This window comes from Actinotalea caeni, assembly GCF_009733795.1.
Lineage (GTDB): Bacteria > Actinomycetota > Actinomycetes > Actinomycetales > Beutenbergiaceae > Pseudactinotalea > Pseudactinotalea caeni.
Window position 1 is genome coordinate 245283 of record NZ_WNXX01000003.1, and the last position, 12749, is coordinate 258031.

Annotated in this window: 11 protein-coding genes; 2 read left to right on the forward strand and 9 right to left on the reverse strand. The window is 72.5% G+C overall.

The genetic code is table 11. From position 1 onward, the window contains the following. Positions 1-13: 13 nt before the first annotated feature. Entirely contained in the window at positions 14-1030 is a 1017-nt protein-coding gene (locus GPA02_RS04375) for a LacI family DNA-binding transcriptional regulator (RefSeq protein ID WP_156198621.1), read from the forward strand. Here the strand turns inward: GPA02_RS04375 and GPA02_RS04380 are convergent. From GPA02_RS04380 to GPA02_RS04390, 3 genes are all read right to left on the reverse strand, one after another. Continuing rightward, a complete protein-coding gene (locus GPA02_RS04380) occupies positions 1020-1988 on the reverse strand; it encodes a carbohydrate ABC transporter permease (protein ID WP_156198622.1) in 969 nt (322 codons plus the stop codon). The genes GPA02_RS04375 and GPA02_RS04380 overlap by 11 nt on opposite strands. A gap of 103 nt (positions 1989-2091) precedes the next feature. After that, positions 2092-3093, reverse strand: coding sequence for an ABC transporter permease (locus GPA02_RS04385; RefSeq protein ID WP_420809350.1), 1002 nt, complete (start codon positions 3091-3093; stop codon positions 2092-2094). Then, a complete protein-coding gene (locus GPA02_RS04390; protein WP_156198623.1) occupies positions 3090-4733 on the reverse strand; it encodes an extracellular solute-binding protein in 1644 nt (547 codons plus the stop codon). The genes GPA02_RS04385 and GPA02_RS04390 overlap by 4 nt, the downstream gene beginning before the upstream one ends. A 251-nt stretch (positions 4734-4984) precedes the next feature. On the opposite strand from GPA02_RS04390, the gene GPA02_RS04395 reads away from it, so the two are divergent. After that, a complete protein-coding gene (locus GPA02_RS04395) occupies positions 4985-7729 on the forward strand; it encodes a glycoside hydrolase family 3 N-terminal domain-containing protein (RefSeq protein ID WP_240133871.1) in 2745 nt (914 codons plus the stop codon). Here the strand turns inward: GPA02_RS04395 and GPA02_RS04400 are convergent. From GPA02_RS04400 to GPA02_RS04425, 6 genes are read right to left on the reverse strand one after another with little or no spacing between them, the layout of a single operon-like run. Beyond that, positions 7720-8919, reverse strand: a complete 1200-nt coding sequence (locus GPA02_RS04400; protein WP_156198625.1) for an N-acetylglucosamine-6-phosphate deacetylase — start codon at positions 8917-8919, stop codon at positions 7720-7722. The genes GPA02_RS04395 and GPA02_RS04400 overlap by 10 nt on opposite strands. Continuing rightward, positions 8919-9617: an endonuclease NucS gene (gene nucS / locus GPA02_RS04405; protein ID WP_156198626.1), complete on the reverse strand. Its 699-nt coding sequence runs from the start codon at positions 9615-9617 to the stop codon at positions 8919-8921. Before nucS ends, GPA02_RS04400 begins: the two co-directional genes overlap by 1 nt. A 31-nt stretch (positions 9618-9648) precedes the next feature. Then, a complete protein-coding gene (locus tag GPA02_RS04410) occupies positions 9649-10062 on the reverse strand; it encodes a DUF2550 family protein (protein WP_156198627.1) in 414 nt (137 codons plus the stop codon). Between the two features lie 5 nt (positions 10063-10067). Beyond that, positions 10068-10343 (reverse strand): F0F1 ATP synthase subunit epsilon, encoded by a 276-nt coding sequence (locus GPA02_RS04415; protein WP_156198628.1) that lies wholly within the window; start codon positions 10341-10343, stop codon positions 10068-10070. Between the two features lies 1 nt (position 10344). Further along, positions 10345-11823: a F0F1 ATP synthase subunit beta gene (gene atpD, locus GPA02_RS04420; protein WP_156198629.1), complete on the reverse strand. Its 1479-nt coding sequence runs from the start codon at positions 11821-11823 to the stop codon at positions 10345-10347. Positions 11824-11853: 30 nt separating this feature from the next. Beyond that, the gene (locus GPA02_RS04425) at positions 11854-12747 is read right to left on the reverse strand and encodes a F0F1 ATP synthase subunit gamma (RefSeq protein WP_156198630.1); all 894 of its coding nucleotides are present in this window, start codon (positions 12745-12747) and stop codon (positions 11854-11856) included. Positions 12748-12749: the final 2 nt, after the last annotated feature.

The window sequence follows — 12749 nt, forward strand, 5'->3', positions numbered from 1 at the left end:
AGGAGGGGTGGCCATGGTGACGATCGAGGACGTCGCGCGACGGGCGGGTGTGGCGCCGTCGACCGTGTCGTACGCACTCAGCGGCAAGCGCTCGATCTCCGAGCGCACGCGCGAGCGCGTCGAACGGGCGGTCGCGGAGCTCGGCTACCGGCCGCACGCAGGCGCCCGTGCGCTGGCCTCGGCGCGCACCAGCACGCTGGGGCTGATGATCCCGCTGCGGCAGGGCGTCGACGTCAACGTGATGATGCAGTTCGTGCTCGGCATCGTCACCCGGGCACGGGAGTTCGACCACGACGTCCTGCTCGTCACCCAGGACGAGGACGCCGGGCTCGAGCGCCTCACGGGCGGCCGCATGGTCGACGCGCTCATCCTCATGGACGTCGAGGCCGCCGACCCGCGCGTCGGCCGGGCCGCCCGGCTGGCGCAGCCCACGATCCTCATCGGGCTCCCCGACGACCCGCAGGGCCTGCACTGCGTCGACTTCGACTTCGACGCCGCTGCGCGGCTGGCGGTGCGCCACCTCGCCGACCTCGGGCACACCTCGATCGGGCTCGTGGGTCCGCCGCCCGCGGTGCTCGAGCGGCACACCAGCTTCGCCGAGCGGCTGCTGCACGGCTTCCGCGAGCAGGTCGAGCGCTCCGGCGTGACCGGGCTCGTCGAGCTGACGCCGCCGACCCACGCGGGCGCGCTGGCCGCCGTCGAGGCGCTGCGTGGCGCGAGCGAGCCGCCCACCGCGTTGGTCGTCCACAACGAGGCCGCGCTGCCGTGGGTCGTCGACGCGCTGCAGATGCACGGCGCGGGCATCCCCACGGACGTGTCGCTGGTCGCGATCTGCCCCGCGGCCGTGGCGCAGAGCCAGTCCCGCCCGGTCTCCTTCATCGACCTCCCCGCGACCACGATCGGCGCCGTCGCCGTCGAGATGGCGATGGACCGGCTCGAGGAGCAGGGCGGCGCCGCGGAGACCCGCCTGCTCGGCCCGGTGCTGGTCGACCAGGGGTCGACCGCTCCCCCGCCCCACGTCAGCCCTTGACCGCGCCGAAGATGACGCCCTTGGTGAAGTGCCGCTGCACGAACGGGTAGACGACGAGGATCGGCACGACGGCGAGCACCATCACCGCCATCTTCACCGGCAGCCCTGTCACCGCGCCGGTCGCGACGTCGACCTGGCCCACGCCCGAGCCGGGCAGCGTGACGCCCTGCAGCACGTAGGAGCGCAGCACCAGCTGGAGCGGCCACTTCGCGTTGTCGTTGATGTAGAGCATCGCGTTGAAGAACGCGTTCCAGTAGCCGACGCCGTAGAACAGCGCGACGACGGCCACCACCGCCTTCGACATCGGCAGCACGATCCTGCCGAGGATGCGCCAGTCGCCCGCGCCGTCGATCCGCGCCGCCTCGGTGATGGCGGGGTCGAGCCCCATGAAGAAGTTGCGCAGGATCAGCACGTTGAACGCCGACACGGCGCCCGGCAGGATCAGCGCCCAGTAGGTGTCGATCAGGCCCAGCCCCGAGACCAGCAGGTAGGTCGGGATCATGCCGGCGCTGAAGAACATCGTGATGACCAGGACGAACAGGATCGGCCGGTGCCACAGCGACGACGGCCGCGACAGCCCGTAGGCGCACAGCACCGACACGGTCGTCGAGAGCAGCGTGCCGACCGTGGTGACGCCGATCGACACCATGGTGGCGCGCGTGACGATGCCGCCCGCCAGGATCTGCCGGTAGGCCGCGAGCGTGATCTCGCCGGGCACGGTGACCAGCCCGCCGGCCTCGGTGATCGTCGCCTGCGTCGAGATGCTGGTGAGCACGACGGTGTAGAGCGGGAACAGCACGGCCAGGCAGATGAGCGTGAGCACCAGGCCCTTGGCGACGGCGCCGGGCAGGCTCGGCTGCTCCTGCCAGACGGGTCGGTGCCGGTTGCGCGGCCGACGGCGCGGCGCCACCGGGAGCGCAGGCGTCTGGGGCCCGGTCGGTGTCGAGACGGTCGTCATCGCAGGACTCCGCAGCGGTGGGGTCGGGCAGGACGGTGGGTGGTTGCGGCCGCCGGCGCGGGCGCGCCTGCTCGGGGCCGTGCGGCCGGAGGCTGGGTCGTGGTCATGCCCGCTGGTACACCCCTGCCTCGCCGAAGGCGTGCGCGAGCTTGTTGGCGCCGAGCACGAGCAGCAGGCTGATGACGCCCTTCATGAGGCCTGCGGCGGTCGCGAAGCCCCAGTCGCCGTTGATGACGCCCTGGTAGTAGACGAAGGTGTCGATCACCTCCGACACCTGGGCACCGACGGCGCCGCGCTGGAGGATCAGCTGCTCGAAACCGACCGTCAGCGCGTCACCCAGCCGCAGGATGAGCAGCAGCACCACGACCGGCCGCAGCGCGGGCAGCGTGATGTGCCACATCCGCCGCCACCGGTTGGCGCCGTCGACCACCGAGGCCTCGTACAGCGCCGGGTCGACGGTCGAGAGCGCGGCGAGGAAGATGATGATGCCCCAGCCCGCGTCCTTCCAGATCGCCTGGCTCGTGATGAGCAGCAGGAAGGTGTCGGGGTTGGTCATCAGGTCGAAGGAGCCCCAGCCGTTGCGGGTGAGGATCTGGTTGACCAGACCGGCGCCGCCGAACATCTGCTGGAAGATCGTCACGACCAGCACCCACGAGAAGAAGTGCGGCAGGTAGACGATCGACTGGATCGTCGTGCGGATCGCGGGCGTGAGCACGCTGTTGAGCAGCAGCGCCAGCGCGATCGGGATCGGGAAGTAGAAGACCAGCTGGAACCCGGTGATCACCAGCGTGTTGCGGACGGCGTGCAGGAACGCCGGGCTGCCGAGCACCCGCGCGAAGTTGTCCCACGCGACGAACGGCGACTCGGCGATCCCGACGTAGGGCGAGTAGTCCTGCCAGGCGACGATGTTGCCCGCCATCGGCACGTAGGCGAAGACGCCGAGCAGCAGCAGCGCCGGCAGCGTCATGACCACGAGCGAGCGGTCGCGCTGCCAGCGGGTGCGCAGCGGCACCGTGCGGCGCAGCGGCGGCGTGCTGCGCTGCGGGCGCGGCGCGGTGGCGACCGCCTCGGGGGCGGTCGCCACCGTCGTGGTCGAAGACGTCACTGCGCGTCCAGCACGTCCTGGTAGAACTGCCGCAGCTCCTCGCCGCCGGAGCTGCGCCAGGTCTCGATCGCCGCGTCGAGGTCGTCGATCGACCGGCGCCCGCGCGAGATGTCCTTCTCGAGGTCCTCGATCGGCTGGTTGAGCGAGCCGAACCGGTTGGGCTCGGTGATCTGCATGCCGAAGAAGGCCGGGTCCTGCACGTACTGGGCGGCGTCGGCCATCCAGGTGCAGAACGCCTCGACGAACCCGGGGTACTGCACCTTGGCGTTGACGACCGGCGGGTCGGCGAGGAAGACGTAGGTGGGCTGCAGCTCGGTCGCGGCGAGCTCGGTCGGGACCGGCAGCCCCTGGTCGTCGGTCTCGTAGTGCACGCCCTCGACGCCGTAGTTGATCAGCGCGTACTCGGTGGTGCCGAAGGGCGCGGCAAGGAAGTCGGCGACCGCGAGCATCTCGGCGACCTTGTCCTTGTCGTCGGTCGCCTTGATGAACGACAGGATGTTCGCGGGGTTGCCCTTCCACAGCACCGGGGTGCCGCCGTCGGCGGCGACCGGCGGGAACGGTCGCTGCGAGTAGGTGGGGTTGCTGCCGAGCTGGCGCGCGAGCGCCTCGTGCCAGCCGCCGACGCCGTCGGAGGAGATCAGCACCTGCCCGGACTCGAACCGCGCCTTGGCGTCGCCGGAGTTGTCGGCGACCGCGTCGGGGTGCACCGAGCCCTGCGCGAACAGCCTCGCGTTCCACTCCAGCGCCGCGCGGTACTCCTCGGTCTCGATCCGGTGGGTGAGCGTGCCGTCGTCCTCGATGCGCCACTTCGGGACGACGCCGTGGATGAGGGTCGCCGCGTTCCAGAGGTCGTTGGCCGCCCAGCGCCGGCCGTTCGTCAGCTCCGCGCACAGCTCGAGCAGCTCCTCGGCGGTCGTCGGGAGCTCGGTGATGCCCTCCTCCTCGAAGACGTCGTCGCGGTAGAAGATCGCGTCGGTGATGATCTCGCCCGGGAACGGCAGCGCCTTGAGCTTGCCGTCGAAGACGCAGAACCGCCAGACGTCGGTGGGGATGTTGGCGAGGTGCGGGTAGGAGCGCACGGCGTCGCCCGCGAGGAACGGCGTGAGGTCCTCGAAGAGCGACTCGACCGCCTGGTCGAACCGGGGCGGGATGTTCCAGGTCGGGATGCACACCCAGTCCGGCACGTCGTCGGCGCTGGCGAGCACCGCCGCGAGCTTGTCGCCGTAGGTGTTGCCGTCGCTGATCTGGAACTCGATCGTCGAGCCGATCGCGGCGTTGACGGCGTCGTAGTACTGGTTGCCGACCGTGGGCGGGATCGCGCCCCAGAGCGGCGTCATCGCCGTGAAGGTCGAGCCCGAGCCGGGCGGCGTCTCATAGGCCTGCACGAGCTCCGACGGGATCGTCGCGAAGCCCGCGGTCGAGCCGTTGACGCTCGGGAAGTCGGGCTCGACGTAGTCCAGCGGCAGGTAGGCCGGCAGCACGTCGTCGGACGCGACGCCCGCCGAGCTCGACGGCGCGTCGGAGCCGCTGCCACCGGTGCGGCAGCCCGCGAGCGCGGCGGAGCCGACGACACCTGCGCCGACGAGGGTGAGGAAGGTGCGTCGGCTGTGACCGCCGACGGGTGCCCGGGAAGGTGTCATCGCTCTGCAACTCCTTTGTGACAGCGACCGCACGTTGTCGAAGCGGTTCGACGGGACTATAGCCACGGACGCCGCAACCGGACAAGGGTTCGTCGTGCCCGCCAGGCGTCAGCTGCGCTCGGATCGCTGCGACGCTGCGCGTACGGGGGCTCGACGCAGTCGGCGCGCAGGCTCTAGGCTTGGCCGACACTGGCGCCGGAGTGATCGAACCGGTTCGACCATACGCCGCGCCCCGACCGATGGAGGTTGTCATGTCACCGGCCGCCCGGGCCGAGCAGGTGCTCCACCGGCTCTCCCTCGAGGAGAAGCTGGCGCTGCTGCACCAGTGGGCGCCCGCGATCGACCGGCTCGGTCTGCCGGCCTTTCGCACCGGCTCGGAGGCGCTCCACGGCGTCGCCTGGCTGGGCGAGGCGACCGTGTTCCCGCAGCCGGTCGGGATGGCGGCGACGTGGGACCCCGAGCTCGTGGAGCGCATCGGCGCCGCGGTGGCCGACGAGCTGCTCGCCAAGCACGCCGAGGACCCGAACGTCTCGCGCAACGTCTGGGCGCCCGTCGTCGACCCGCTGCGGCACCCGTCGTGGGGCCGCAACGAGGAGGGGTTCTCGGAGGACCCGCACCTCACGGCCGATCTCGCGACCGCCTACGCGCGGGGGCTGCGCGGGGCCGATCCGGAGGTCTGGCTGACGGTGCCGACCCTCAAGCACCTGCTGGCCTACAACGTCGAGCACGACCGCGACGTCCGCTCGATGCAGGTGCGCGACCGCGTGCTGCACGAGTACGAGCTGCCCGCGTTCCTCGGCCCGCTGCGCGCCGGTGCGGTCGGCGCCGTGATGCCGGGCTACAACCTCGTCAACGACCGCCCCGCCCACACCAGCGGCGAGCTCCTCGACGCGGTCCGGGCGGCGGCTGCGGAGGAGATCCTCGTCGTCTCCGACGCGGGCGCGCCGACCAACCTCGTCGCCAGCCAGGGCCGCTACCCCGACGCGGCCCACGCGCACGCCGCGGCGCTGCGCGCCGGGATCGACTCCTTCACCGACAACGACACCGACCCGGTTCCCACGGTGGCGGCGGTGCGCAGCGCACTCGCCCAGGGCCTGGTCACCGAGGCCGACGTCGACCGCGCGGTGCGACGGGCGTTGCTGACCCGGTTCCGCCTGACCGACCGGGCAGGCCGCGCCCCTACGCCGTCACGCCCCCTCCCCGACCTGCTGCGCGAGCACGCCGAGCTCGCCCGCGAGGCTGCTCGCCGCGCCGTCGTGCTGCTGCGCGACGACGGCCCGGCGCGACCCGCCGACCCCGGGGTCGTGGCCGTCGTGGGACCGCTCGCCGAGCGCGTGCTGCCCGACTGGTACGCGGGTGTGCCCCGCTACCCCACGTCGATCGCCGCGGCGGCGGCGCAGCGCTGGCCGCGGGCCGAGGTACGCGTGGAGGACGGCGCGGACGAGGTGGCGCTCCGGCTCCCCGACGGGCGCTACCTCGCGCCCGACGACGCGGGCGCGCTGCGGCCCGCGGGCGACCTGGCCACCGCAGGCCGGTTCCGCGTGACCGACTGGGGCTGGGGCCTGCTCACGGTCGCCGACGCCGGCACCGGGCTGCTGTGGGCGCCCGACCGCCGGGGCGCCGTCCGTGCGACCGCCGGCCGGCCGCACGGCTGGGTCGTGCAGGAGACCTTCCGGTTCCGCGCGCTCGACGACGGCTCGACGACGGTGCGGCACGTGGGGACCGGCCGCTGGCTGCGGCTCGACGCCTCCGGTCGGTTGGTGGCGACGGCGGAGGAGGCCGACGCCACGCCGCTGGCGGTGCACACCCTCCGGTCGGGCAGCGCCGCGGTCGTCGAGGCCGCCGACGGAGCGGACCTCGTGCTGTGCGCGCTCGGCAACGACCCCCACCTGCTCGGCCGGGAGACCGAGGACCGCCCCTCCCTCGAGCTGCCGCCGAGCCAGGGGTCGCTGTGGGAGGCGGTGCACCTCGTCGCACCCGACGCGGTGCTCGCGCTGGTCTCGAGCTACCCCTACGCCACCGACCTGCCGGCGCGCACGATGCTCTGGACCGCGCACTCCCAGGCCGTCGGGCACGGCGTCGTCGACGTCGTGGCCGGCGACGTCGCCCCGAGCGGCAGGCTCGCCCAGACGTGGTGGCGTGACGGCACCGACGCCGGCGACCTCACCGACTACGACATCGTCGCCGGGCGCTCGACGTACTGGTACTCCCCCGCCGCACTGCTGTTCGCGTTCGGGCACGGTCTCACGGGGTCCGCGGTCGGCTACCGGGGCCTGCGGGTCGTCGCCGTCGACGACGCAGGCGTCACCGTCGAGGTGAGCGTCGCCAACGACGGCTCGCAGCACGCGACCGAGGTCGTGCAGGTCTACACCGACGCCGTGGGGCACCGACGGCCGTTCCCGCACCGCCTCGGCGGTTACGCGCGTGTGCCGCTCGAGCCCGGCGAGGAGCGGAGCGTGCGCATCGAGGTGCCGCGCGAGCGCTTCGCCGTGTGGGACACCGCGCGCGGCGCGCTCGTCGTCGACCCGGGGCGCTACCGCGTCGGCGCCGGCCCGGACGCCGCGCACCTGCCCGTGCACGCCGACGTCGACCTCGACGGGCCGCCCCCGCTGCCGCACAGCCTCCCGCTGCGCGCCGCCGCGCTCGACGACCTCGACGGCGTGACGCTGACCGACGAGACGCCCGAGCACGGCGCCGCGGTGGCCGGGCCCGGCACGCTGCTGCACGACGACGTCGACGGCCTCGACCGCCCGCTCGCGGTGCGGGTCGCCAGGTCGGGCCCCGGGCCGGCGGAGGTCGTCCTCGGCACCGAGGACGACGACGGCGTCACGCACCCGTTCGCGCGCGCCCGCGTGCCCGAGGGGATCGGTCGCTACGACTGGGTCGACGTGGACGCGGCGCCCCTCGGGCCGGCGCCGCCGCGCCGCGGGCGGCTGCGAACCGTCCTGCGCGGCCCGGTCCGCCTCGCCGAGGTGCGGCCGCGGCCTCAGACCTGAACGGGTCGCAGCTCGCGGTCGGTGACCAGCAGGTCGGCCTGGTAGCCGGGACGCAGCGCGCCGAACGCGCGGCCCACGCCCCGGTGGCCGATCACCTCGGCCGGCACCAGCGACGCCGACAGCACGGCGTCCGCCAGCGGCACCCCGTGCGCGACGGTGGTGCGGACGACGTCGAGCAGGTGCGCGGTGCCACCGGCGATCGAGCCACCGTCCGCGAGGCGCGCCACGCCGTCGGCCACGCTGACGCGCTGCGTGCCGAGCTGGTACACGCCGTCGGCCATGCCCGTGGCGGCCATCGCATCGGTGACCAGCGCGATGTTCGCCGCCCCGACCATCTCGAACACCTCGCGCACGAGCTCCGGCGCCAGGTGGGTGCCGTCGGCGACCAGCTCGACGACGAGCTCGCCGCGTGCCGCCATCGCGAGCGCGGTCGGGATCGGACCGGGGTCGCGGTGGTGCATCGGCCGCATGCCGTTGCACAGGTGCGTGACGGTCGCCCGTCGGGAGCGTGCGTCCTCACCGCGTGCCGCGAGCGCGGCCGCGGCCGCCTCGGCGGCCGTGCGCATCGTGACGGCGTCGGCGTCCGTGTGGCCCCAGGAGGGCAGCGCGCCGCCCTCGACGAGAGCCTCGAGCACGCCGCCCGGGCCGAGCAGGTTCGGCGTCTCGGGCGCGACGGTCATGGTGACGACGTGCCCGCGACCCAGGGCGAGCAGCTCGCGGGTCAGGTCGGCGTCGCCGTCGATGATGAGGTCCGGGTCCTGGGCGCCGCACCGCGTGGTCGACAGGAACGGTCCCTCGAGGTGGATGCCGGCGACCAGGCCCTCGTCGGCCGCGTCGGCCAGCACCGTGACCCGCTCCCGCAGCGTCTCCGGCGACGCGGTCACGAGCGAGCCGAGCAGGTGGTGCGTGCCGTGCGCGCGGTGCTCGGCCACCCCGGTGCGCACGACCTCCACCGAGGTCGCGTCGGGGAAGGACGCGCCACCGCCGCCGTGGTCGTGCAGGTCGACCAGACCCGGCAGCACGTAGCGGTCCGGCGCGGCCGGCACGGCCTGCACGGCCTCGGCGACACCGGCGGCGCCCGCCTCGGCGACGTCACCGACCCAGGTGATCACGCCGTCGTCGACCACGACCGCGCCGTCGTCGACCACGCCCTCGGGCGTGACGAGGGCACCGCGTACGACATCTCTCATCAGAACAACCTCGACTCGGGGTCGTCGACGCCGCGCATGGCGTCGTAGTCCAGGACCAGGCAGCGGATGCCCCGGTCGGTGGCGAGCACGCGTGCCTGCGGCTTGATCTCCTGCGCCGCGAAGACGCCGGTGACGGGGGCCAGCAGCGGGTCCCGGTTGAGCAGCTCCAGGTACCGGGTGAGCTGCTCGACGCCGTCGATGTCGCCGCGCCGCTTGATCTCGACGGCGACGTGGCCGGGCGAGCCGGGAGGTCGGGCGAGGATGTCGACGGGGCCGATCGCGGTCGGGTACTCCCGGCGCACCAGCGTGTGCCCGGCGCCCAGCAGGTCCACCTGCTCGGCGAGCAGCTTCTGCAGGTGCGCCTCGACGCCGTCCTTCACCAGGCCCGGGTCGATGCCGAGGTCGTGGCTGGTGTCGGCGTGCACGGCGTGCAGCTGCACGACCAGCCGGTCGTCGGTCTTGGTGTGCTGCACGGTCCATACCGCCGTCACGCCCGCCTCGGCCTGCTCCGGGTCCGGCGCGGACTCGGTCATCCGGCAGGGCGGCGACATCCAGTTCAGCGGTTTGTAGGAGCCGCCGTCGGAGTGGACGAGCACCGAGCCGTCCGCCTTGACGAGGAGGACCCGGCGGGCCAGCGGGAGGTGGGCGCTGAGCCGGCCGGAGTAGTCGACCGAGCAGTCCGCGACGACGATACGCATCAGACGTCAGGCTACTTCGTGGTCCGGGGTGTCAGATCACACGGTGGCTGCGGGCGCCGGGGGGCGAGGCCTCGAGCCACGACACGAGCCCCTCGAACGCCGCGGGCTCCGCGGCGATCTCGACGGGGTGCTCACGGTGGCGGCAGCGTGCCTCGATGACCGGGCGCCCCTGTGCGTCGTGCGGCCGCAACGTGCGGTCCACGATGACGAGGTCGTCACGGCCCCAGCGGTGCCGCGGCCGGCGCGAGAGCGACAGCGACTCGTACCAGACGAGCTCGTGCACCGTGTAGGACGCGACACCGGCGATCCAGCGGGACCCCGTGCGCAGGGCGCACTGGAAGGACCCGACGCGGCCCGACAGGGCCCGCAGGCGCAGCACCAGCAGGGCTGCCAGCGCGAGCGTGAGCAGCGCGATCACCGCGACGATGACCAACGCGACCCGCATGGCGGTCAGCCGATGGAGTCCACGTGAGCGGCGGCCGAGGCGTCGAGGACGATCGTGACCTGGTCGGAGTCGACGGAGAAGAACCCGCCGTCGACCTCGATCTCGACCGCCTCGCCCTGCACCGGCGTCACCTGGACGACCCCGTTGCGGAGCACGGCCAGCACGGGCTGGTGCCCGGGCAGCACACCCATCGAGCCGTCGGCCGCCGGGGCGCTCACCATGGAGGCCTCACCCGACCACAGCACCCGGGCGGGCGAGACGACCTCGACGTTCAGCGCCACGTCAGCGCAGCTCCTTCTGGATCCGGTCCCAGTTCCGCTCGAGGTCGTCCAGGCCACCGATGTTGAAGAACGCACGCTCGGCGACGTGGTCGTACTCGCCGTTGGCGATCTTGTCGAACGCCTCGATCGTGTCGGCCAGCGGCACGGTCGAGCCGGCGACGCCGGTGAACTTCTCGGCCATGTAGGTGTTCTGCGAGAGGAACTGCTCGATGCGACGCGCCCGGTTGACGGTGATCTTGTCCTCCTCGGACAGCTCGTCGACACCGAGGATCGCGATGATGTCCTGCAGCTCCTTGTTCTTCTGCAGGATCGACTTGACCTGGTTGGCCACCCGGTAGTGGTCCTCGCCGACGTAGCGCGGGTCGAGGATGCGGGAGGTCGAGGCCAGCGGGTCCACCGCGGGGTACAGACCGCGCGAGGCGATCTCGCGCGACAGGTTGGTCGTCGCGTCGAGGTGGGCGAACGTCGTCGCCGGCGCCGGGTCGGTGTAGTCGTCCGCGGGGACGTAGATCGCCTGCAGCGACGTGATCGAGTGACCGCGCGTGGAGGTGATGCGCTCCTGCAGCTGACCCATCTCGTCGGCCAGGTTGGGCTGGTAGCCCACCGCCGACGGCATGCGGCCGAGCAGCGTCGACACCTCGGAGCCCGCCTGCGTGAAGCGGAAGATGTTGTCGATGAACAGCAGCACGTCCTGCTTCTGGACGTCGCGGAAGTACTCCGCCATCGTCAGCGCCGACAGCGCCACGCGCAGACGCGTGCCCGGCGGCTCGTCCATCTGGCCGAAGACCAGCGCGGTCTTGTCGAAGACGCCGGCCTCCTCCATCTCGCCGATGAGGTCGTTGCCCTCACGGGTGCGCTCGCCGACACCGGCGAACACCGACACACCGCCGTGGTCCTGCGCGACGCGCTGAATCATCTCCTGGATGAGGACGGTCTTGCCGACGCCGGCGCCGCCGAACAGGCCGATCTTGCCGCCCTGCACGTACGGGGTGAGCAGGTCGATGACCTTGATGCCGGTCTCGAACATCTCGGTCTTGGACTCGAGCTGGTCGAACGCCGGGGCCTTGCGGTGGATCGACCAGCGCTCGTTGACCTCGAAGGTCTCGCCCTCGGCGAGGTTGAGCGGCTCGCCGATGACGTTGAAGACCTTGCCCTTGGTGATGTCGCCGACGGGCACCGTGATCGGCGCGCCGGTGTCGCGCACCTCGGCGCCACGGACCAGGCCGTCGGTCGGCTTGAGGGCGATCGCACGGACGATGTTGTCGCCCAGGTGCTGCTCGACCTCGAGCGTCATCTCGGTGACGGTCTCGTCGCTGCCCTCCGACGACAGCCGGACCGTCGTCTTGAGCGCGTTGTAGATCTCGGGGAGCTCCTCGGGCGGGAACTCGATGTCGACGACCGGCCCGATGACGCGGGCGATGCGGCCGACGCCGGGGGCCTTGCCGGCCTCCGTCGGGGTCTCAGTGGCAGTGGCGGTCATGTGTCCTGTCCTCGTTCGTTCGAAAGGCGCTCAGCTGGCGGCCAGGGCGTCGGCTCCGGAGACGATCTCGCTGATCTCCTGGGTGATCTCGGCCTGGCGGGCGGTGTTCTTCAGTCGTGTGTAGGTCCGGATGAGGTCCTCGGCGTTGTCCACCGCGGTCCGCATCGCACGCTGCCTGGCAGCGAGCTCCGAGGCGGCCGCCTGCAGCAGCGCGTTGAAGATCCGGCTCCGGATGTAGCGGGGCAGCAGCGCGTCGAGCACCTCGCCCTCGCCGGGCTCGAACTCGTACAGCGGGGGCAGCCCCTCGCCTGGCTCGGCGACGCCCTCGACGACCTCCAGCGGGAGCATCCGCACCACGCGGGGCTCCTGGGAGACCATCGTGCGGAAGCGGGTGTAGACGACGTGGAGCTCGGCGACGCCACCCTCCTCGGCCGGCGCGCTGAACGCCTCCAGCAGGGTGTCCGCGATCTCCTCGGCGACCTCCGCCTTGGGGTTGTCCGAGTCGCCCGTCCAGCTCTTCTCGATCGGGACGTTCCGGAACGTGTAGTAGCTCACGCCGCGGCGGCCGGCGACGTAGAGGACGACCTCCTTGCCCTCGGCCCGCAGCGAGCCGCGCAGCCGCTCGGCCTCGCGCAGCAGCGTCGCCGAGTAGGCGCCCGCCATGCCACGGTCGGCCGTCACGACCAGCATCGCGACCCGGTTGGTGTCGGACCGCTCGGTCGTGAGCCGGTGCTCGACGTTGCTGTGTGTCGCAACCGCGGAGACCGCCCGCGTGATCGCTCGCGCGTACGGAGCAGCCTGACCGGCGCGCTCGCGCGCCTTGCTGATCCGGGACGCGGCGATGAGCTCCATCGCGCGGAACATCTTCTTCAGCGTCTCGGTGGACTTGATCCGCTGGTTGTAGACGCGCTGCTGGCCTGCCATGG

Coding starts and splice junctions, on each gene's coding strand:
- GPA02_RS04375 (WP_156198621.1), top strand. CDS start 14: ATGGTGACGATCGAGGACGTCGCGCGACGGGCGGGTGTGGCGCCGTCG.
- GPA02_RS04380 (WP_156198622.1), bottom strand. CDS start 1,988: ATGACGACCGTCTCGACACCGACCGGGCCCCAGACGCCTGCGCTCCCG.
- GPA02_RS04390 (WP_156198623.1), bottom strand. CDS start 4,733: ATGACACCTTCCCGGGCACCCGTCGGCGGTCACAGCCGACGCACCTTC.
- GPA02_RS04395 (WP_240133871.1), top strand. CDS start 4,985: ATGTCACCGGCCGCCCGGGCCGAGCAGGTGCTCCACCGGCTCTCCCTC.
- GPA02_RS04400 (WP_156198625.1), bottom strand. CDS start 8,919: ATGAGAGATGTCGTACGCGGTGCCCTCGTCACGCCCGAGGGCGTGGTC.
- nucS (WP_156198626.1), bottom strand. CDS start 9,617: ATGCGTATCGTCGTCGCGGACTGCTCGGTCGACTACTCCGGCCGGCTC.
- GPA02_RS04410 (WP_156198627.1), bottom strand. CDS start 10,062: ATGCGGGTCGCGTTGGTCATCGTCGCGGTGATCGCGCTGCTCACGCTC.
- atpD (WP_156198629.1), bottom strand. CDS start 11,823: ATGACCGCCACTGCCACTGAGACCCCGACGGAGGCCGGCAAGGCCCCC.
- GPA02_RS04425 (WP_156198630.1), bottom strand. CDS start 12,747: ATGGCAGGCCAGCAGCGCGTCTACAACCAGCGGATCAAGTCCACCGAG.